The organism is Actinomadura rugatobispora, from assembly GCF_042656285.1.
GTDB classification, from domain to species: Bacteria; Actinomycetota; Actinomycetes; order Streptosporangiales; family Streptosporangiaceae; genus Spirillospora; species Spirillospora rugatobispora.
In genome coordinates, this window is the sequence record NZ_JBHSON010000083.1 from 15,695 (window position 1) to 36,002 (window position 20,308).

The 20,308-nt window shown below is 72.1% G+C and carries 16 protein-coding genes; 12 read left to right on the forward strand and 4 right to left on the reverse strand.

Annotation, left to right across the window (positions count from 1 at the left end; all coding sequences use genetic code 11):
- Positions 1 to 24 precede the first annotated feature (24 nt).
- From ACFPZN_RS41970 to ACFPZN_RS41985, 4 genes are all read left to right on the forward strand, one after another.
- Positions 25 to 633, forward strand: a complete 609-nt coding sequence (locus ACFPZN_RS41970; RefSeq protein ID WP_378288177.1) for a TetR/AcrR family transcriptional regulator — start codon at positions 25 to 27, stop codon at positions 631 to 633.
- A gap of 14 nt (positions 634 to 647) precedes the next feature.
- The gene (locus ACFPZN_RS41975) at positions 648 to 1,127 is read left to right on the forward strand and encodes a hypothetical protein (RefSeq protein WP_378288178.1); all 480 of its coding nucleotides are present in this window, start codon (positions 648 to 650) and stop codon (positions 1,125 to 1,127) included.
- 208 nt (positions 1,128 to 1,335) lie between these two features.
- Positions 1,336 to 2,841 carry a class I adenylate-forming enzyme family protein gene (locus ACFPZN_RS41980; RefSeq protein ID WP_378288179.1) on the forward strand — a complete coding sequence of 502 codons (1,506 nt, stop codon included), beginning with the start codon at positions 1,336 to 1,338 and terminating at the stop codon, positions 2,839 to 2,841.
- A gap of 289 nt (positions 2,842 to 3,130) precedes the next feature.
- On the forward strand, positions 3,131 to 3,844 hold the full coding sequence (locus tag ACFPZN_RS41985; RefSeq protein WP_378288180.1) for a TetR/AcrR family transcriptional regulator: 714 nt from the start codon (positions 3,131 to 3,133) through the stop codon (positions 3,842 to 3,844).
- Between the two features lie 21 nt (positions 3,845 to 3,865).
- Here ACFPZN_RS41985 and ACFPZN_RS41990 read toward each other — a convergent pair whose 3' ends face one another.
- Complete coding sequence (locus tag ACFPZN_RS41990) at positions 3,866 to 5,410, reverse strand: CoA-acylating methylmalonate-semialdehyde dehydrogenase (protein WP_378288181.1); 1,545 nt, start codon at positions 5,408 to 5,410, stop codon at positions 3,866 to 3,868.
- Positions 5,411 to 5,747: 337 nt separating this feature from the next.
- Between ACFPZN_RS41990 and ACFPZN_RS41995 the strand changes: the two genes are divergently transcribed.
- From ACFPZN_RS41995 to ACFPZN_RS42025, 7 genes are all read left to right on the forward strand, one after another.
- Positions 5,748 to 6,920: an ABC transporter substrate-binding protein gene (locus ACFPZN_RS41995; RefSeq protein ID WP_378288182.1), complete on the forward strand. Its 1,173-nt coding sequence runs from the start codon at positions 5,748 to 5,750 to the stop codon at positions 6,918 to 6,920.
- A gap of 36 nt (positions 6,921 to 6,956) precedes the next feature.
- On the forward strand, positions 6,957 to 8,159 hold the full coding sequence (locus ACFPZN_RS42000; protein WP_378288183.1) for an aromatic ring-hydroxylating oxygenase subunit alpha: 1,203 nt from the start codon (positions 6,957 to 6,959) through the stop codon (positions 8,157 to 8,159).
- A gap of 11 nt (positions 8,160 to 8,170) precedes the next feature.
- Positions 8,171 to 8,887, forward strand: coding sequence for an ABC transporter ATP-binding protein (locus ACFPZN_RS42005; RefSeq protein ID WP_378288184.1), 717 nt, complete (start codon positions 8,171 to 8,173; stop codon positions 8,885 to 8,887).
- Positions 8,888 to 9,062: 175 nt separating this feature from the next.
- Entirely contained in the window at positions 9,063 to 10,235 is a 1,173-nt protein-coding gene (locus ACFPZN_RS42010) for an amidohydrolase family protein (RefSeq protein ID WP_378288185.1), read from the forward strand.
- Between the two features lie 112 nt (positions 10,236 to 10,347).
- Complete coding sequence (locus ACFPZN_RS42015; RefSeq protein WP_378288186.1) at positions 10,348 to 11,454, forward strand: NAD-dependent epimerase/dehydratase family protein; 1,107 nt, start codon at positions 10,348 to 10,350, stop codon at positions 11,452 to 11,454.
- Entirely contained in the window at positions 11,444 to 12,304 is an 861-nt protein-coding gene (locus ACFPZN_RS42020; RefSeq protein ID WP_378288187.1) for an SDR family NAD(P)-dependent oxidoreductase, read from the forward strand. The genes ACFPZN_RS42015 and ACFPZN_RS42020 overlap by 11 nt, the downstream gene beginning before the upstream one ends.
- Positions 12,305 to 12,345: 41 nt before the next feature.
- Positions 12,346 to 13,182, forward strand: a complete 837-nt coding sequence (locus tag ACFPZN_RS42025) for an MBL fold metallo-hydrolase (protein ID WP_378288188.1) — start codon at positions 12,346 to 12,348, stop codon at positions 13,180 to 13,182.
- Positions 13,183 to 13,203: 21 nt separating this feature from the next.
- Here ACFPZN_RS42025 and ACFPZN_RS42030 read toward each other — a convergent pair whose 3' ends face one another.
- The 3 genes from ACFPZN_RS42030 to ACFPZN_RS42040 form a co-directional block, all read right to left on the reverse strand.
- A complete protein-coding gene (locus ACFPZN_RS42030; RefSeq protein WP_378288189.1) occupies positions 13,204 to 14,280 on the reverse strand; it encodes a phosphotransferase in 1,077 nt (358 codons plus the stop codon).
- Between the two features lie 27 nt (positions 14,281 to 14,307).
- Complete coding sequence (locus ACFPZN_RS42035; RefSeq protein ID WP_378288190.1) at positions 14,308 to 17,046, reverse strand: ABC transporter permease subunit; 2,739 nt, start codon at positions 17,044 to 17,046, stop codon at positions 14,308 to 14,310.
- Positions 17,047 to 17,302: 256 nt separating this feature from the next.
- Positions 17,303 to 18,802 (reverse strand): aldehyde dehydrogenase family protein, encoded by a 1,500-nt coding sequence (locus ACFPZN_RS42040; RefSeq protein ID WP_378288191.1) that lies wholly within the window; start codon positions 18,800 to 18,802, stop codon positions 17,303 to 17,305.
- A gap of 244 nt (positions 18,803 to 19,046) precedes the next feature.
- On the opposite strand from ACFPZN_RS42040, the gene ACFPZN_RS42045 reads away from it, so the two are divergent.
- The gene (locus ACFPZN_RS42045) at positions 19,047 to 20,276 is read left to right on the forward strand and encodes a cytochrome P450 (protein WP_378288192.1); all 1,230 of its coding nucleotides are present in this window, start codon (positions 19,047 to 19,049) and stop codon (positions 20,274 to 20,276) included.
- The last annotated feature ends 32 nt before the right edge of the window (positions 20,277 to 20,308 follow it).

Here is a 20,308-nt window from a genome sequence, read left to right on the forward strand (position 1 = left end):
GTTGGTGAGTTGGAGGACGAGCCCGTGTCGGATCAACGGCCGTACGCCGCTCTCCTCGCCAAGGGCGAGGACCGCAGGCAGCAGATCCTGGTGGCCGCGCAGCGGCTGCTGAGGCTGCACGGGTGGCGTGGCGTCACTCTCGGGCAGATCGCCCGGGAGGCGGGGGTCACGTCGGCGGGTCTCCTGCACCACTTCGCCTCCAAGGAGGACCTGCTCCACGCGGCGCTCGACCAGCGGGACGCCTACGACGAGTCCCATGCCGACATGTCCGGCGACATCGTCGTGGAAGTCCAGCGGGCCGCCGTCCGCATGCAGGAGGTCCCGGACCTGGTCGGCATGTTCGCCGTCCTCATGATGGAGAACATCGACCCGGACGCCCCCCTGCACGCCCGGTTCGTCGACCGGTACCGGGCGGCGGTCGACATCGTCGCCAGGGTCCTCCGCAAGGGGCAGCGCGCGGGGCGGTACCGCACCGACCTGGATCCGGCCGTCAAGGCCGTGGAGATCGTCGCCTTTATCAACGGGATGGAGTCACTATGGCTGCTCGACCCTTCGATTCCGTTGACCCAGGTGTTCAAGGAGTACACCGGGTCGCTCGGCCGTCAGCTCGCTCCTCCGCCAGACAGGCCCTGAGGCCCCGGATCCTGGTGGTCGCGCCGAACATGGTCGACGCGGTCCGGTTCGCGGGCGGCTGGCTGTTCGACCGGGTGATGGCGGGGGAAGAGGTGCTGGTCCTCACGGCCGACCACGGCGACCTGCGGCCGCTGCGGATCCTGGGGGCGCACGCCGTCGACCTGGAGTGCGCGCTGTCGTCGCCGGTGCAGGGGCCGTGGCCGCCCCAGGCGATCGCGGTGGGCGCCGACTCGTGCGGATCCGACTCCCGCGTGCGGCAGATCGTGCTCAAGGCCATCGACGACGGCCTCGCCGACGTCCGGCTCTGGGGCGACCAGAAGACCGCGGGTCTCGGCGACGGCATCGGCGACTCCCCGGTGCTGCACCGGTTGAGCGTGGCCGCGCGGGCGTTCAAGGCCCAGGCCCTGGCCGCGGCCGCCGCCCCGTCCCACGGCGCCGCGGTCGTCACCGAGACCTTCCGCCGCGGGGAGTCGCTGCGCGCCGCCGGTGCCTGAGCGGCCCTCCCGCTCCGTGCCGCGCCCGCCGGATCGTCGCCGGCGGACGCGGTGCGCGGCCGTGCGGCCGTTGCGGCCACGGCACGAAAGTAATAATCTCATTTAACGAGAGTCCGATTTCCAATCACGTCGGAGATCTCCGCTCGACCTGAGATCCCCGCACAGCCTGACCTGCGCCGCAGGGGCCGGACCGGTGAGGAGCCCTCCGATGAACCTGGCCATGATCCTCGACATGGTCGCCGACGGAATGGCCGACCGCGTCCTGCTCGGCGGCCGTGAGGACGGGCTCACCGGCGCCGGACTCCGCACGCGGGCCACGGCGGGCGCCGCGCACATCGTCTCCGCGGGTGCGGACCGGCTGGTCTACCTGGGCGGAAACGGTCCGGTCTTCCCGGTGGCGCTGTTCTCCGCCACCCTGGCCGGGGTCCCGTTCCTGCCGCTGAACTACCGGCTCAGCGGCGAGCAGCTCGACGAGATCATGAGCCGGCAGAACGCCCCGCTGGTCGTCACCGACACCCCGGAGCGGACGCCCGGGGCGCGCACCATCGGCGTCGAGGAGTTCCTGCGGCTGCCCGACGGCGGGCCCGCGCCGCACCAGGCGTACGAGATCGACGCCGACTCGATCGCCGTGCTGCTCATGACGAGCGGCACCACCGCGGCGCCCAAGAGCGCGGTGCTGCGGCACCGGCACCTGGCCGCCTACCTCTTCGGCTCGGTCGAGTTCGGGTCCGTGGCCGAGACCGACGCCACCCTGGTCAGCGTCCCGCCGTACCACATCGCCGCGGTCGCGAACGCGCTGTCCAACCTCTACTCCGGCCGCCGGATCGTCTACCTCGACCGCTTCACCGCCACCGGCTGGCTCGGCACGGTCGAGCGCGAGGGCGTCACCCACGCGATGGTCGTGCCCACCATGCTGGCGCGGATCGTCGCCGAGCTGCAGACCTCCGGGCGGCAGGGGCCCGCGCACCTGCGCTCGCTCTCCTACGGCGGCGCGAAGATCGCCGAGGAGGTCGTCGGCGAGGCGCTGCGGCTGTTCCCCGAGACCGGGTTCGTCAACGCCTACGGGCTGACCGAGACCGCCTCCTCGATCGCGGTGCTGGGGCCCGACGACCACCGCGAGGCCGCGGCCTCCTCCGACCCGGCCGTCCGGGCCCGGCTGGGGTCGGTGGGCCGGGCGCTGCCCTCGGTGGAGATCGAGGTGCACGGCGAGGACGGCAAGCCCTGCCCGCCCGGTGAGGTGGGCGACATCGTCGTACGCGGCGAGCAGGTGGCGGGGGAGTACGTCGAGGCGGGCAGCCTGGTCCGCGACGACGGCTGGTTCCCCACCCGCGACCGCGGCTACCTCGACGAGGTCGGCTTCCTCTTCGTCCGCGGCCGGGCCGACGACACCATCATCAGGGGCGGGGAGAACATCGCGCCCGCCGAGATCGAGGACGTCCTCGCGCGCCACGAGGCCGTGCTGGAGTGCGCGGTCGCGGGCGTGCCCGACCTGGAGTGGGGCCAGCGCATCGCGGCGTTCGTCGTCCCGCGGCCCGGGCACCGGGCGGAGGCGCAGGAGCTGCGGGAGTGGGTGCGCGAGCGCCTGCGGGGCTCGAAGACGCCCGACGACGTCGTGATCCTCGACGAGCTGCCGACGACGCCGACGGGCAAGGTGCTGCGGCGCGAGCTCGTGGCGATGGTGCAGGACGACGCCGGCGCGCCGGCCGGGGGCTGAGCCCTCCCGAACCCCTCGCCCCGCTCTCTCCACCTTTTTTCTCCTTCTCCTTCCCCCTCCTTCTAGCTCGGCGACGTCCCGCTGAGCCGTCCCCTGTGAGCTGCGCCGCCTCGATCGGCCGCGCGCCCTCGGCTACCCTCGCCTACCCTCAGCCGCCTTCACCGCGGCTGACTCGCCGCGCCGCACGGCCGTCAAACTCGGTGTGACTTAGACTGAGCGACGGTTCAGTTGAGGGATGATGGGCTCAGATTTGCGGAATCCGCATCACGGAAGAGGCTGGGAGGTGCGTGTGACGAGTGGAAAGGCCGCTGGGGTGAAGAGCGGCGAGGGGCCGGGCGGGGGCGGCGGGACCGGGCCGGCGCCGGCGGAGCGGCTCAGCCCCCGTGAGATACGCCGTCGGCAGCGGATCGAGCTCGGCAGGGAGCAGCTGCTGGAGACCGCCGAGGAGCTCTTCGCGGAACGCGGCTACTACGAGACGAACCTCAAGGACGTGGCCGACATCTGCGAGTTCTCCGTCGGTTCGATCTACTCCTTCTTCGACAGCAAGGACGCCCTCTACCTGGCGGTGCTCATGCGGCGCGGGGCCGGGCAGCGCGAGGAGATGGAGCGGATCGCGGCCGGGGACGGCCCGGCCGGCGCGCGCCTGATCGCGATGGTGAAGGCGCAGGTCGATCGCCGGCGGGCGCACCCGGCCTGGGGCCAGCTGCACGCCCAGATGACCAAGATCGGCGGACGGTCCGGCGCCGGCGTCCCCGAGGTCTACAAGGACTTCTACGCCGAGATCGTCGGCCTGCTGGCGAGGGTCATCGAGGAGGGGCAGCGGGACGGCACGATCCGTCCCGGCGACCCGCCGGCCCTGGCCCGGCTGTGCTGCGCGCTGCTGGACGGGTTCACCCTGATGGACCCGGTGATCAGCGAGGAGCCCGAGGGGATCGACGCGGAGGAGTTCCTGAGGTTCGTCAGGGAGACCTTCACCGCGGGCCCACCGCCCCCGGGGGCGTGACGCGCGTGCCGCCCGTGCCGGTCAGCGGGTGCGCGGGAAGCCGAGGTCGACCGACGAGGTGGCGGGGTCGGGCCAGCGGCTCGTGACGACCTTCGTCCTGGTGTAGAAGTTGACGCCCTCGGGACCGTAGATGTGCTGGTCGCCGAACAGGCTGGCCTTCCACCCGCCGAAGCTGTAGTAGCTGACCGGGGTGGGGATCGGCACGTTGACCCCGACCATGCCGGCCTGCACGTCGAACTCGAACCGCCGGGCCGCGCCGCCGTCGCGGGTGAAGATCGCCGCGCCGTTGCCGTACGGGTTGTCGTCGATGAGCCGCAGCCCCTCGGTGTAGTCGCCGATCCGGACGACGGTGAGCACGGGCCCGAAGATCTCCTCGTCGTAGCACCGCATGCCGGGCTTGACGTGGTCGATGAGGCTCGGCTTGAGGAAGAAGCCGGCGGAGGGGACGTCCTCGCGGCCGTCGACGACCAGGGTGGCCCCCTCGTCGGCGGCCCCCGCGAGGTACCCCGCCACCCGGTCGCGGTGCTCGGCGGTGATGAGCGGTCCCATCTCGCTGCCGGGCTCGCCCGCCGCGCCCACCGCGATGCCCGGGATGCGGTCCCGGATCCTCGCGACGAGGTCGTCGGCCACGGCGTCCATCGCGAGCACCACGCTGATCGCCATGCAGCGCTCGCCGGCCGAGCCGTACGCGGCGCTCACCGCCGCGTCGGCGGCCAGGTCGAGATCGGCGTCGGGCAGCACGAGCATGTGGTTCTTGGCCCCGCCGAGCGCCTGGACGCGCTTGCCGTTGCGCGTCCCGGCCTCGTAGACGTGCCGGGCGACCGGCGTGGAGCCGACGAAGCTGACGGCCGCGACGCCGGGGTGCTCCAGGATCCGCTCGACGGCGGTCCGGTCGCCGTGCAGCACGTTGAAGCAGCCGTCCGGCAGGCCGGCGCGCTTCAGCAGCTCCGCCAGGAACATGGACGCGGAGGGATCCCGCTCGCTCGGCTTGAGGACGAAGGTGTTGCCGCACGCGAGGGCGTTGGCGAGCATCCACATCGGGACCATCGCCGGGAAGTTGAACGGCGTGACGCCGGCCACCACGCCGAGCGGCTGGCGGACGCTGTGCACGTCGAGGCCGGTGGCGGCCTGCTCGCTGTAGCCGCCCTTCAGCAGGTTCGGGATCCCGGACGCGTACTCCACGTTCTCCAGGCCGCGGGACACCTCGCCGAGCGCGTCCGAGGGCACCTTCCCGTGCTCGGCGGACACCAGGGCGGCGATCTCCTCGCCGTGCGCGGAGATGATCTCGCGGGCCCGGAACATGATCTCGGCCCGCCGCGACAGGCTGGTCGCGCGCCAGGCGGGGAACGCGTCCGCGGCGACCGCGACCGCGCGGTCGACCTCCGCGGCCGAGGCGAGGTCGACCTCGGCCTGCCGCTCGCCGGTGGCGGGGTCCCACACAGGGCCGGAGCGCCCCGAGGCGCCCGGGACGACCTTGCCGCCGATCCAGTGCGAAATCCGCTTCACGCGCGTCCCTTTCCTCCGGCCGTCCGGCTCCCGTGACCCGTGCCGGCCTGGCTTCGGCATGAGAATATGGTCGCCGAGGGTAACTGAGCAAGTCTTCACTCTCTTGGTTCGGGACGGGTGGGCGCGGAGCGGTCCCACGAGGTGTGCGCCGGGTCCGCGGGACCGCCTGGCCGGGGGGATGCGGGAAGGAGGGGTGAGCTGGGAAGTCGCGGCCCTCATGGCGTCAATGCTTCCGATAGCGCGGCGTGCCGACCGGTGGAACACACCGAACGGCGGCGGGTCGGCCGCCGGAGACGAGGTGGGCTCGCATGATTGATTCTTGCGGAGTGAGTGATTACTGATCTAAGCTCCGACCAGGATCGAATGTGATCCCGATCACCTTCTGTGATGGAGTGACATGCGCAACCGCAACCGGTTCATGGTCGGGCTCGCCGCCGCGTCGCTGGTCGTCGCCAGCGGATGCGGCGCCTCGGCGGACAGCTCCAGCGGCAACGGGCCGATCAAACTGGGCATCATGGCGGGGGTGCAGACGAACGCCATCTCGCACCCGTGGGTGCCGCAGGCCGCCAAGATCGCGGCCGCGGCGATCAACGACGCGGGCGGGATCATGGGGCGCAAGGTGGAGATCCGCTTCTGCGACGACCACGGCACCCCGCAGGGCGCGGCCCTCTGCGCCCAGAAGCTCCTGGTGCAGGAGAAGGTCCTCATGATGGTCGGCAACGACGGCACCATGGAGCCCGGCCTCATCCCGACGCTCAAGGTCGCCAAGACGATCTCGTGGTCCAGCCAGGGCGCCAGCCTCGACTCGCTCAAGAGCGACCGCGTCTACGTCCTGCAGCCCGTCCTGGCGCAGTACAAGATCGTCCCGCAGATGCTGTCGCCCGCGACCAAGCGCGTCGCCTACATCTCCGCCGACACCGTCGTCGCCCAGGAGGGGCAGAAGACCTCCGCCAAGTACTTCCCGCCGACGATCCCGATCACGCCGCTGACGGTGGCGCCGACCGCCACCGACTTCCAGCCCACCTGCCTGAAGGTCCAGCAGAGCGGCGCCGACACCGCCGTGATCGCCGTCAACCCGGCGCAGATCCCCTCCCTGATCCAGACCTGCAACCAGATCGGCCTGAACCGGCTGCACTGGGTCATCCCGAGCATCGAGATGACGCCGCAGGTGCTCAAGACGGTGACCGAGCTCAAGCAGCCCAACACCACCGTCATGGCCTTCGGCCAGACCGCCTTCGACGGGTTCGGGGCCGACGTCGCCAAGTACGGGCGCCAGGTCGGCGGCATCGACAACACCATCGCCGACAGCGCGGTCAACGCCTGGCTCGGGGTCAAGCTGCTGGCCAAGGTCATCCCGGCCGCCGGGGGCCCGGACGCGGCGAAGATCAAGTCCTGGCTGGACAAGCAGACCGCCTTCGACACCGGCGGCGTGACCGCCCCCATCGACTTCACCGCCTCGCCCGTCCCGGGGATGCCGCGCGTCAAGAACATCTCGGCGAGCAAGGGCGAGATCCGGGATGGCAGGCTGGTCTCCACCGACCCCAAGCCGTTCACCCTCAAGAACCCCTAGCCCCCGACGCCCCACCGGCCGATCAGGAGGATGACCGTGGACAGGGAAGCCCTGGAACGCAGCCTCGCGCGGCGGCTGCTGGACCACATCGAGAACCGCACCACCGACCTCGCCGACGACCTGATGGAGCTGCCCGCCGACGTCTACTCGCGGGCGCGCCACGACAGGGAGGTCGAGGTCCTGTTCCGCGACCAGCCCCTGGTGCTGTGCCTGTCGGGCGCGCTGCCGGGGCCGGAGACCTATCACACGGTCGACCTGTGCGGGACGCCGATCCTGCTCACCCGGGACGCGGCGGGCAAGGTCCACGCCCTGGCGAACGCGTGCCGCCACCGGGGAGTGCGCGTCGCCGACGGGGCGGGCAAGGCCAAGAGGCTGACCTGCCCGTTCCACGCCTGGACCTACGAGCTGGACGGTCGCCTCGTCCGCGTGCCCGTCCCCGAGGCGTTCGAGGGGATGTGCCTGGAGGACAAGGGGCTGGTCGAGCTGCCGGTCGCCGAGGGGTACGGCCTGATCATCGGCCGCCTCCGCCCCGGCCCGGAGCTGGACGTCGACGACTACCTGGGGCCGGGCCTCACCGACGAGCTCGCCATGTTCGGTTTCGAGGACTGGGCGCCCCACGGCGAGCCGCACGTCCACCGCGTCAACGCCAACTGGAAGGTCACCCTCGACACCTTCCGCGAGAACTACCACTTCAACTACCTGCACCGGCGGACGCTGGCCTCCTACGCCTACGGCGGCGTGCTGACCTTCGACGCCTTCGGGCCGCACCTGCGCAACTGCTCGGCGCTGCGCTCCATCGACGAGCTGAAGGAGATCCCCGAGGAGCGGTGGGGTGACGTCGCGCAGCACTTCAGCTACCAGTACGCGCTCTTCCCCAACACCAGCCTGACCTTCGACAGCAGGCACATCGAGCTCTGGCAGATCCTCCCGGTCGACGAGGCCGGCTCCGAGGTCGTGCACACCGCCTACCTCCGGCCCGACCTGAGCGAGGAGGAGCGCGCGAAGGTCGTGGACATGGCGCCGTGGATCTGCGAGACGGTGGTCGACGGGGAGGACTTCTGGGTCGCCGGCCGGACCGAGCCCGGCGTCCGGACGGGCCTGCTCGACACGGTCGTGTTCGGGCGCAACGAGCCTGCTCCGCAGCACCTGCACCGGGGATTCGACGCCGCGCTCGCGGCGGCCGAGAACGGCGTGCCGGGCGGCTCCCGCCCCGGGGCGCCCGGCTTCGCGGCCACCTGAAGGGACGGACGATGACGGAGACCACCGAGGTCAGGGCGCTGGAGGTCCGCGGGCTGACCGCGGGGTACGGCGCCATGGCGGTCATCCACGATGTGACGCTCTCGGTCGGCCACGGCGAGATCGTCGGGCTGCTCGGGCGCAACGGGGCCGGCAAGACGACCACCCTGATGGCGATCGCCGGGTTCCTGGGGCGCTGCGAGGGCGAGGTGAAGGTCGACGACGTGCGGCTGCGCGGCCCGGCCTACAAGCGCAGCCGCGGCCAGGTCGGGATCGTCCTGGAGGGGCGCAGCGTCTTCCCGTCCCTGACGGTCGCGAACAACCTGGAGCTGGCCGGCGCGGACCGGGACGAGGCGCTGGAGCTGTTCCCCGAGCTGCGGCCGAAGCTGGCGCTGCGCGCGGGCGTGCTGAGCGGCGGCGAGCAGCAGATGCTGGCGCTGGCGCGCACGGTGTGCCGCCATCCGGCGGTCATGCTGATCGACGAGCTGTCGTTCGGCCTGGCCCCCACGGTGTGCGAGCGCCTCCTGGCGCGGTTGCGCCACGTGGCGGAGACCACCCGGGTGGGGGTCCTGCTCGTCGAGCAGGGCATCCACTACGCGGCGAGCGTGGCGGACCGGGTCCTCATCATGAACGAGGGGCTGATCCGCGCGGAGATGCCCGGCGCGGAGCTGGCCGAGCGCGAGGACGAGATCGAGCGCATCTACCTCGGCGGTCTCGACGACGCCGCGTGACCGGGTGACGGCCGGCCGCCGGCGGCGCCGGCCGTCCGCCCGTAGAGAGTGAATGCTTGCTTTTGATTGTGCCGCCCCATAGATTCGGACCGCGAGCTGGTTCGAAGTGCGATGAATGCGATGAAAGCCTCGCCTGCGACCCCGGCGGTCGCGTGGCGCGGGGAGACGAGGGCAGATGGTGAAGCTGGCTGACGAGGTGCGCGTCATCGACGCCGACACGCATCTCACCGAACGACATGATCTGTTCACCACGCGCGCTCCCAAGGGATACGAGGACCGCGTCCCCCGCGTGGTGGAGATCGACGGCGCCCCCTGGTGGATCGTGGAGAAGGACGGGCGGCTGGGCCCGGCCCGCGGCGGCGGTGTGGTCAGCCTCAACGGGGAGAAGTTCCCGTTCGAGGAGAGCAAGCACAACGGCATCGACTGGGTGCACCGGGCCGCCTGGGACCACGAGGCGCGGCTGGAGTACATGGACCAGAACGGCTTCCACGCCCAGGTCCTCTATCCCAACGCCATCGGCATCGGCGGCCAGGGCATCTCCAACAACGTCCAGGACCCGGTGCTGCGCCGGCTGACGGTGGAGATCTTCAACGACTACCTGGGCGAGCTGCAGGACTGGTCGGGCCACCGCTTCCTGCCCATGGCGATCATGCCCGCCTGGAGCGTCGACGAGTGCGTGCGGGAGGCCCAGCGCGCCGCCGCCGCGGGCTTCCGCGGGGTGAACATGACCTCCGACCCGCAGGAGACCGGCGCCCCCGACCTGGCCAGCCGCGAGTGGGACCCGTTCTGGGCGGCGTGCGCCGACCTGCAGCTGCCGGTGCACTTCCACATCGGGGCGAGCCTGACCTCGCTGAACTTCTACGGCAAGTACTTCTGGCCGTCGCTGCACCAGAACCTCAAGCCCGCCGTCGGCGGCGGCATGCTGTTCCTCAACAACGCCCGGGTCGTGATCAACAGCATCTACGCCGGGATCTTCGACCGGCACCCGAAGCTGAAGATGGTGTCGGTGGAGAGCGGCATGGGCTGGGTGCCGTTCATGATGGAGACCGCCGACTACGAGATCCTGGAGAACGCCCCCGAGCAGGCCGCCGAGCTGTCGCGCAAGCCCTCGGAGTACTTCAAGGACCACTGGTACGCCACGTTCTGGTTCGAGGAGAACGGCGGCGACCTGCAGTACCTGATCGACAAGGTCGGCGAGGACAACGTGATGTTCGAGACCGACTTCCCGCACCCCACCTGCCTGTACCCCGACCCGCTGACCGCGGTCGAGGAGCGGATGTCGGCGCTGCGGCCCGAGACCCGCCGCAAGGTCCTCGGCGACACCGCAGCCAAGCTCTACCGCATCTGACACGCCCCCGGGCACGCGGGCGCTCCTTCCGCCGCCCGCGTGCCCCGGGCTCTCACCACCACGCTCCACCACGATCCAGCACGGCCGGCCCACGCGGTGCGGGAGGGACGCGATGCAGGTACTGGTCATCGGAGGAACCGGGCCGACGGGCCCGCACATCGTCCGGGGGCTGCTGGAGGACGGCCACGACGTCACGATCTTCCACCGCGGCACGCACGAGCCGCCGGGGCTCGCCGACGTCGAGCACCTCCACGGCGACCCCCACTTCCGCGACTCGATCGACGAGGCCCTCGGGACGCGCTCGTTCGACCTGGCCGTCGCCATGTACGGGCGCGTGCGGCACCTCGCCCCGGCCCTCGCCGGGCGGTGCGGCCGCTACGTCGGCATCAGCGGGGTGCCGGTCTACCGCGGGTACTTCCCGGGCGGCGGCGAGGCCGCCCTCCCGATGCCGGTGACCGAGGACCACCCGGTCGTCACCGAGTCCTCCGGCGACCCGGCGCTGCGGTTCTCCCGCAGGCTCGCCGACGCCGAGGCCGCCGTGTTCGCCCGCCACCCGGGCGCGACGATCCTGCGGTTCCCCATGCTGTACGGCCCGGACAACGCCCGTCCGCACGAATGGTCGGTGGTGCGGCGCGTCCGCGACGGACGGCGGCGGATGATCCTGCCCGACGGGGGACTGCAGATCCACACCCGGTGCGCCGCCCGCAACGCCGCGGCGTTCGTCCTGGCCGCGGTCCGCGGCGCGGACGCCGCCGCCGGGCGGATCTACAACTGCGGCGACCCCGTGAACTGGTCGCTGCGCGACTGGGCCGAGACGGTCGCGCGCCTGATGGGCGCGGAGCTGGAGATGGTGGCGGTGCCGCGGGAGATCGCGCTCGAGGCCACGACCGCGCTGCTCCCGCTGGCGGGCACGACGGCGGCCCACTGCGTGCTGAGCACCGAGCGGGCGCGCCGCGAGCTGGACTACCGGCCCGCCGTCGACCCGGTCGAGGCGCTGGAGGAGCTCCTCGCCTGGTACGAGGCGCGGCCCGGCTTCGACGCGGGCACGAGCCCCTCCTTCACCGACCGGTTCGACTACGCCACCGAGGACGCGCTCATGGCCGAGTACGGCGCCGCCGCCCACCGCGTGACGTCCACCGTCGTGCAGCACCCGGCGCCGCCCGTGCACAGCATGCCGCACCCCCGCACCCCCGGACTGGTCGACCACCGTGGCCGGTGAACTGGACGGCCGGGTGGCCGTGGTGACGGGCGGCGCCAGCGGGATCGGCCGGGCGACCGTGCTGCGCTTCCTCGACGCGGGCGCCCGCGTGGTCTTCGGTGACCTGAACGAACGGAACGCCGAGCGGCTCCTGGACGAGGTCGACGACCGCTCGCGGCTGCGCTTCGTCCGCGCGGACGTCTGCGAGGAGAGCGAGGTGGCGGCGCTGGTCGCCGCCGCGGCCGACGGGTTCGGCCGGCTCGACGTCATGTTCAACAACGCCGGCGTGGGCGGCGCGTTCGGCCCGCTGACCGAGATCGACGCCGCCGACTGGGACCGGACCTTCGCGGTGATCGGCCGCGGCGCCTTCCTCGGCACCAAGCACGCCGCGCGGGCGATGATCGCCGGTGGCGGCGGCGGGTCGATCGTCAACAACGCCTCCGTCGCCGGTCTGGTCGGCGGCGGCGGCCCGCTCGCCTACTCGGCGGCCAAGGCGGCGGTCGTCAGCTTCACCGCCAACGCCGCCGTCGAACTCGCCGGCCACGGCATCCGGGTCAACGCGGTCTGCCCGGGGCTCGTCGACACGCCGCTGGTGATGGGCAAGGACGAGGACTCGATCCTGGAGCGGATGGCGACGTTCCAGCCGTGGCCCCGGCTGGGCCGTCCCGAGGACATCGCCGGCCTCGTGCTGTTCCTCGCCGGGCCCGACAGCGCGTTCGTGACCGGGGAGGCGATCCGGGCCGACGGCGGTATGGTCGCCTGGGGGCCGCGCATGACCGGCACCGTCGACCCGAGGGGGCTGACCCGCCGGTACGCCGGTTTCGCCGACGGGTCCACCGGGCGCCCCCCGACCCGGCGCCCCCTCACCTGAGACCCGGGATGCACTGAGATGCGAGAGGCCGAGGCGGCACGATGCGGTGGACCATAGGCGACGTCCAGGTGACCAAGGTCGTCGAGCACGAGTTCGCGGTGCCGTTCGACGGCCTGCTGACCGGCGTCCCGCCGGATCCGGCCGGGGACCATCCGTGGCTCGTCCCGCACTTCGTGACCGGCGACGGCGCCGCGCGGACCTCGATCCACGGCCTGGTGATCGACACCGGCGCGCGCCGCGTCCTGGTCGACACCTGCATCGGCGACATGCGCGAGACGGCGGCGATGCCGGGCATGCCGAGCGCCTTCCCGCAGGCGCTGGAGGCCGCGGGCTACGCGGTGGAGGACATCGACACGGTCGTGTGCACCCATCTGCACTTCGACCACGTGGGCTGGAACACCCGCCTGGTCGACGGCGCGTGGACGGTGACCTTCCCGCGGGCGCGCTACCTGTTCGCGCGCCGCGAATGGGAGCACTGGCAGCAGGCCGCCAGCGACGTCGTCGATCTCACCGACACCGTGCGGCCGGTGGTCGCGGCCGGGCAGGCCGACCTGGTCGACATGGACCACGTGCTCTGCGACGAGGTGCGGCTCGAACCCACCCCCGGGCACACGCCGGGCCATGTCAGCGTCCGCATCGAGAGCCAGGGGGAGCGGGCGTTCATCACCGGCGACCTCGCCCACCATCCCGTCCAGTTCGCCGAGCCGCAGCTGTGCAGCACCGCGGACTCGGACCGGGCCGGGTCGGAGGCCACCCGCCGCCGCTTCCGCAGCGCGCGGCTGGACGACGGCGCCCTCGTCATCGGCACCCACTTCCCCGGCCCGACGGCCGGACGGATCGTCGTCCGCGGCGAGAAGTGGGAGTTCGCCGTCGACTGAGCCCGGCAGGGGAGGGGCCGGTCAGGCTCCGCCGCTCCGCAGGCGGGCGAGCGCGTCCTCGGCCTCGAGTTCGGCGTATGCGGCCGAGAACCGTTCGACGAGCGCGAGAGAGACCTCGGGGCGCTGGTACCCGGCCGAGCCCAGCGTCGACAGCCAGATGACCAGCCCGTAGACGGCCGAGGCCCGGTATCGCAGCCACGCCTCCTCCGCCGACGGCCCAGCGGCTCCAGCGGCCTCCAGCGACCGCCGGTACTCCTCGACCAGGCCGGTCTCCGCGTCCCGGCGGTCCTCCTCGGGCAGCGCCCCGATCAGGAAGTGGCCCACGTCGTGCGACCAGTTCCCGCGCCGGACGACCTGCCAGTCCAGGAAGCCGACCTCGCCGTCGGGCAGGACGTAGGTGTTGCCGATGTGGGTGTCACCGTGCAGCAGGGTCATGGGACCGTCGGTGAGGGTCTCGACGTAGCGCACCCAGAGGTCCACGAGCCCGTCCGCGTCCAGGCGCCCCACCTCCTGGGGAAGCCGGTCCGCGGCCCGCTCCAGGCCGGCCGGGACCCGCTTCCTGAGGCCGACCTGCCATCCCTTGGTGGGCTTCCACGTCTTCACCCAGCGGAGGCCGGGACGGGTCGCCCGCGACAGGCCCCAGTAGGCGCCGTGCATGCGGGCGAGCCCCCGCAGGCCGTTCGCCACCTGCTCGGTGGTCATCGGACGGGTCGAGTCGCGCGGATCGGCTCCCCGGGCCTTCAGGTCCTCCATCACGATCAGGAAGTCGAGGTGCGGGCGGTCGACGACGGCCCGGTACACCACGGGGTGCTCGAGCGGCAGCGTGACGCCCGAGCCGAACAGGCGCGCCTCGCCGAACAGGTTCCCGTTCCGGAGGTGGACGATCCGGTGCGCGTCGTTGTGGGCCTTGACGAAGACGGTGCCGGGTCCGCTCCCGGCCGCGTAGGACAGCCCGAGGCGGGCGCGCCGGTTGGTGCCGTCGTCGCGGGCGACGACCGAGATCTCCCCGACCCTGGCCCCCGGATGCTCGGCGGCGAGGGCCGCCGTCATCCATTCGGGCGTGAGATCGTCCCACCGCTTCGGCACGCGCCGCCTCATCCCGGGCTCCTTCTCCTCGTCATCGGCTCAGCGGCCGAGGTAGGCCTCGCGGACGGCCGGTTCCCGCAGCACGTCCGCCGGCGGCCCGGACGCGATCGTCCGGCCGTGGTCGAGCACGATCACCCGGTCGCAGGTCGCCGCGACCACGTCGATGTTGTGCTCCACGAGCAGGACCGCGGCGCCGAGCTCGTCGGCCAGCGCCCGGAACAGCTCGCCGGCGGTGCGCCGCTCCGAGCCGTTGAGCCCGGCGGCGGGCTCGTCCAGCAGGACGGCGGCGGGCTCCTGGGCGACCAGCCGCGCGATCGCGGCCATCCGGCGGCGGCCCTGCGGGAGGTCCGCCACGACGGTGTCGAGGTCCTTCTCCAGGTCCAGGATGGACACCGCCGCCCCGGTGGCCTCGTTCAGGTCGTGGCGGCGGGGGAGGACCAGGTCCCGCGCGTAGGACAGCCGGCTGCGGCTGTCGAGCGCGGTGAGGATGTTCTCGCGGACGCTGAGGTCGTCGAACAGTTCGAGGTTCTGGAACGTCCGGCCCATGCCGAGCCGGGCCCGCAGGTGCGCCGGCAGGCCGCCGATGTCGCGGCCGCGGAACTCGACCGTCCCCTTGGCGGAGGGGGAGAAGCCCGTCAGCGCGTCCAGGAGGGTCGTCTTGCCCGCGCCGTTGGGCCCCACGACGCCGACGACCTCGCCGGCCTTCAGTTCGAGGGACACGTCGTCGACGGCCACGGTGCTGCCGTAGGTGACCCGGATGCCGCTCGCGGTGAGGACGGGCGTGCCCGGCGTGACGCCCGAGACGCGCGGCAGCGCCGTCGTCCTCTCCGGCTCGGGCCCCGCCTCCGTGCCCGCCTCCGGAGCGGCCTTCGCGTGCGCGCCCGCCGCGGACGGCCGCCGCTTCACCGGCAGGACGCGGGCGAGGTGGCTCCTCATGGCGGCGAACTGCAGGATGATGCCGTCCGGGGTGCGGACCATCACGTCCAGGACCAGCAGCCCCGAGCCGATGGCGAGCCAGGCGTCGATCGACGACAGGTTCAGGTCGTTGCTGACGAAGTTGGCGACGACGCCGCCCTGCGCGGTGACGGCGGCGAACACGGCGCCCGCGACGTACCCGACGCCGCCCACGACCGTGAAGGCCAGCGTCGAGATCGAGTGGAAGACGGTGTAGCTGGAGAAGTCGGCGATGTTGAACCGGAACGCCGACACCGCGCCCGCCAGGCCGGCCAGCCCGGCGGAGATCGCGAAGGCCCCGAGCTTGGCGCCGGCGACCGAGACGCCGACCGAGGCGGCGCCCCGCTCGTTGGCCCGCACGGCGAGGTAACGCCTGCCGGACTCGCCGCGCCGCAGGTTGAGCACCGCCACCGCGCCGAGGGCCAGGACGATGAGGCAGAGGACGGCGAAGCGGTCCGGATAGGCGGCCGGGTTCAGGTCGATCCCGAACAGGGTGGCGTTGGAGATGACCACGCCGTCGCTGCCGCCGGTCATCGTGGGCTGCAGCAGGATCAGGTTCTCCACCGCCAGCGAGAGGCCGAGGGTGACGATCGCCAGGTTGACCCCGCGCACCCGCACCGCGGGCCCGCCGATCAGCAGGCCGAGGACGATCGCCGAGAGCGTTCCAAGAAGCACGCAGACGAGGAAGGGCAGGCCCAGGTCGCTGCTGCTCCGGGCGGCGACGAAGGCGCCGAATCCGGCCAGCGCGGCGGACGCCACGCTGATCTGCCCGGCGTAGCCGGTGACCACGATGACCGAGAGCGCCAGCAGTCCGAAGACGGCGGTGTTGATCAGCGCGGACGCCCAGGTGGGCGACAGGAGCACCGAGACGGCGACGGCGACCCCGGCCCAGATCGCCACCGTGGCGGGCCTGAGCCGCCCGGTCCCCACCCGGGGCAGGCGGCGGGTCAGCGTCTCGCCGCGCCCGGGCAGCGCCGAGCCGCCGAGCACCACCGCGATGATGATCAGCGCGAACGGCACGGACGAGATGATCCCGGAGTTGATCTCGAACTCGCGCATCACGGACTGCAGGACGCCCAGCGCCAGGCCGACGGCGATCGTGGGCCAGATGCCGACGAACCGCCCGACCAGGCCGGCCGCCATGGCGGGGAGGACCAGGAGCGTCAGGGCGCCCGGGGTCAGCCCGGTGACCGGGATGAGCAGGATGCCGGCGAACGCCGCCATGGCGCCGCCCATGCCCCAGGTGATGATGCCCGTCGGGTGCGGCGAGACGCCGATCGCGGCGGCGGCCTGCGGGTTCTCGCGCAGCGCGGTCGCGTTCATGCCGAGACGGGTGCGCCGGAAGAGGAGCGAGAGCCCGATGCCGAGGGCCAGTGTGATGAGCAGGATCGCCAGCGTGTCGTGGGTGACGATGCCGCCGAAGATCGTGATCTTGCCGGAGCCGAACAGCGGCTTGAGCAGATGGGGCTGGGTGCCGTAGATCTTCACCGCCACGCTCTGCAGCAGGAGCATGAACCCGAGGGTCGCCACGACCTTGGCCATCTCCGAGGAGTTGTGCAGGAAGCGCACGATGACCAGATAGAAGAGCATGCCGAGCGCGGTGCCCACGGCGACGCCGATCGCCAGGGCGGGCAGGACCGGCAGGGAGCCCCGGCCGCCCTCGTACAGGTCCCAGAAGGCGTAGCTGCCGATCATGCCGATGGCGCCCTGGGAGAAGTTGAGGATTCCCGAGCCGCGGTACACCGCCACGATGCCGAGGGCGATCAGGGCGTAGGCCCCGCCTCCGGCGAGGCCGACCAGGGCGAACTGCCATAGTTCCGTCAACGCTTCTCCTTCCGGCGGGGGATCGCCGCCGGCGTTCCCTGCGTCGAGTTCGCGGGCGCGTGGTGCCGCGGGGGTTGTTCGGAAAGGGGACGCCGATCACGACCGGGGGCGAGCGGGCACGGGTCGTCGGCAGGCGGAAGGCGGCCTCGGCCGTCGGGACCGCGTCGGGGCCTTCGGAGTCAGGGGTGGGGGTGGGGAGTTCGGGGGTGGGCTGGGGGTGTGTGTTCAGGGGTGGGGTGGTCGGGTGGTGCGGTGCTCAGGCGGTGTCGATCCAGACCGACTTGACGTTGAGGTACTCGTCGAGCGAGTGCTGGCCCATCTCCCGGCCGTAGCCGCTGGCCTTGTAGCCGCCGAAGGGGACGGCGGGGTCGAAGAGCAGCATCGTGTTGACCCAGACCGTGCCGGTCTGCAGCTCCTGGGCCAGCCGGTGCGCCTTGCCGACGTCGCGCGTCCAGATGCCGCCCGAGAGCCCGAAGGAGGTGTCGTTCGACCGGGCGGCGACCTCCTCCAGGGAGTCGAACGGCAGCACGCACGCGACGGGGCCGAAGATCTCCTCCTGGGCCACCCGCATGTCGTCGCGGACGTCGGCGAAGACGGTGGGCGCCACGAAGTAGCCCTTGGCCAGGTCGCCGTCCTCGAGGCGGCGGCCTCCGGCCGTGGTGCGGGCGCCCTCCTCGCGTCCCAGGTCCAGGTAGCCGGTGACGCGCTCGAGCTGCTCCGCCGACACCACGGGCCCGATCTTGGTCGTGCGGTCCAGGCTGTCGCCCACCTTGAGGCCGTCGGCGAACTTCGACACGCCCTCGACGAACTCGTCGTAGACGGGGCGCTCGACGAAGATGCGGGTGCCCGCGCAGCAGATCTGGCCGGAGTTGGAGAACACGCCCCAGGCCGCTCCGGGGATGGCGCGGGACAGGTCGGCGTCGGCGAAGACGACGTCGGGGGACTTGCCGCCCAGTTCGAGCGAGACCCGCTTGAGGTTGCCGGCCGAGGCCTCCACGATCCGGCGGCCGACCTCGGTGGATCCGGTGAAGGCCACCTTGTCGACGCCGGGGTGCCCGCTGAGCGCCGCACCGGCCTCGCCGTAGCCCGTCAGGATGTTCACGACGCCGTCGGGCAGGCCGATCTCCGTCAGCAGCTCGCCGATGCGCAGGGCGGCCAGCCCGGCCTCCTCGGCCGGCTTGAGGACCATCGTGCAGCCGGTGGCGAGCACCGGCGCCATCTTCCAGATGGCGTTGCTGATCGGGCGGTTCCACGGGACGATCGCGGCGACGACGCCGACCGGTTCCTTGAGGGTGTAGCTGAACACCGAGCCCGGGATGGAGTTCTGGAGGGTCTCACCGTGGATCTTCGTGGCCCAGCCGGCGAAGTAGCGCAGCACCTCCGCCTCCCAGGGCGGGGTCCGGCCGGAGCGTTGCTTGCCGATCGGCGCGCCCATGTCGAGCGCCTCCAGGAGCTGCAGCTCCTCGTAGTGCTCCTGCACCGCGTCCGCGAGCGCCCACATCAGGGCCTGCCGGTCGCGCGGCGTGAGCCGCCGCCAGGGGCCCTCGAACGCGGCCCGGGCGGCCGCGACGGCGCGGTCGGCGTCCTCGGAACCGGCCTCGGCCAGCTCGGCGACGGTCTCGCCGGTCGAGGGGTTGACGCTGGGGAAGGTCCTGCCGGACGCCGCCTCCTCCCACCGGCCGCCGATCAGCAGCTTCTTGGGGCGGCCGTCGAGGAAGGGGAGTGCCGGCGTACCGGGGTGGGAAAGCGTCGGCATGGGTGCTCCTTCGTGACGCTGCGCCGTCGTGGGGCTCACTGTAGCGACGCCCGCGCCCTTATAAAAGAGTATTCACTCACTAATGCCTGGTCGGCGGTCGGGCGCCCTCCATGGCGACGCTCGCCACCAGGGTCGCGACCGGGGCGGCCGGGCTCGCGCACTCTAGAAAGTAATCACTCACCTTGTTATAGTGCGAAGGCCCGATCGGTCGCCCGCACGGCCCGGATCACGTAGGGGGACATCGATGGAGAAGAGCACGTCGGAAGCCGTTTCCATGCCCGACGACTGGTGCTCGCGCCACTTCGACCATCTGTCCCCCGACCTCGCCGCCACCATGCCGGCGACCATGGCCCGCATGCGCGACCTGTGCCCCGTCGCGCACAGCGAGGAGCACGGCGGCTTCTGGATCGTCTCCAAGTACGAGGACGTGCTGAGCGTCGCCCAGAACTGGGAGGTGTACAGCTCCGCGCACGGCCTGGGCGTGTCCAAGGCGCCGACCGTCGTCCGCAACCTCCCGGTCCAGGCCGACCCGCCCGAGCAGCGCATCTACAAGCGCCTCATCAACCCCTTCTTCACGCCCGCCGCCGTGGCGCGGTGGGAGCGGCCCACCCGCGACCTCGTCACCCGCCTCATCGACGACTTCGTCGAGGACGGCGCCTGCGAGTTCATGGACGCCTTCGCCCGGCCCCTGCCCAGCCTGGCGTTCTTCACCCTCGCCCTCAACGCGCCCCCCGAGGACCTGGACAAGGTCGCCTACCTGGCGTCCAAGTCCTCGGTGCCCGACGACCCCAAGGCGGCCGAGTGCTGGCGCGGCCTGTACGAGTGGATCAAGGAGTTCGTCCGGGAGCGCCGCACGCAGCCCGCGCGCGGCGACGTGGTCGACGCCGTGCTGAACGCCGAGATCGAGGGCCGCCCGATCACCGAGGACGAGATCATCGGCACCGTCCAGCTGCTGATCCTCGGCGGCCTGGAGACCACCGCCGGCGCGCTGGGGCTGATGTTCGCCCGGTTCTGCGCCGAGCCGGAGATCCCCGCGCTGCTGCGCGAGCGGCCGGAGCTCATCCCCGACGCCATCCAGGAACTGCTGCGGCTGGAGCCGTCGTTCGTGTCCGTCGGCCGCACGGCGGTCCAGGACGCCGAGCTCGGCGGCCGCAGCATCAAGAAGGGCGACAAGGTCCTGATCCACTGGGCCTCGGCCAACCGGGACGGCGAGGAGTTCACCGACCCCGACCGGTTCGACCTCGACCGCGAGCGCAACCGGCACCTCAGCTTCGGCGTCGGGCCGCACCGCTGCGCCGGCTCCAACCTCGCCCGCCTCAACCTGCGGATCGCCCTGGAGGAGCTGCTCGGCCGCCTGGACGACATCAGGCTTCAGGACGGCGCGGAGATCGGGTACCACCGGGGCATGACCCGCTCGCCGAACAGCCTCCCGATCTCGTTCACGCCCGGTCCGTGCCTGGGCCCGGCGACCTGAACGGGCGCCCCGACATCCCAGACACCCGCTCC

Bases quoted from the DNA above. Each gene is read 5' to 3' on its own strand.
- ACFPZN_RS41995 (WP_378288182.1), top strand. From the start codon at position 5,748: ATGCGCAACCGCAACCGGTTCATGGTCGGGCTCGCCGCCGCGTCGCTG.
- ACFPZN_RS42030 (WP_378288189.1), bottom strand. From the start codon at position 14,280: ATGAGGCGGCGCGTGCCGAAGCGGTGGGACGATCTCACGCCCGAATGG.
- ACFPZN_RS42045 (WP_378288192.1), top strand. From the start codon at position 19,047: ATGGAGAAGAGCACGTCGGAAGCCGTTTCCATGCCCGACGACTGGTGC.
- ACFPZN_RS42010 (WP_378288185.1), top strand. From the start codon at position 9,063: ATGGTGAAGCTGGCTGACGAGGTGCGCGTCATCGACGCCGACACGCAT.
- ACFPZN_RS42025 (WP_378288188.1), top strand. From the start codon at position 12,346: ATGCGGTGGACCATAGGCGACGTCCAGGTGACCAAGGTCGTCGAGCAC.
- ACFPZN_RS42040 (WP_378288191.1), bottom strand. From the start codon at position 18,802: ATGCCGACGCTTTCCCACCCCGGTACGCCGGCACTCCCCTTCCTCGAC.
- ACFPZN_RS41980 (WP_378288179.1), top strand. From the start codon at position 1,336: ATGAACCTGGCCATGATCCTCGACATGGTCGCCGACGGAATGGCCGAC.
- ACFPZN_RS42015 (WP_378288186.1), top strand. From the start codon at position 10,348: ATGCAGGTACTGGTCATCGGAGGAACCGGGCCGACGGGCCCGCACATC.
- ACFPZN_RS41990 (WP_378288181.1), bottom strand. From the start codon at position 5,410: ATGCCGAAGCCAGGCCGGCACGGGTCACGGGAGCCGGACGGCCGGAGG.
- ACFPZN_RS42005 (WP_378288184.1), top strand. From the start codon at position 8,171: ATGACGGAGACCACCGAGGTCAGGGCGCTGGAGGTCCGCGGGCTGACC.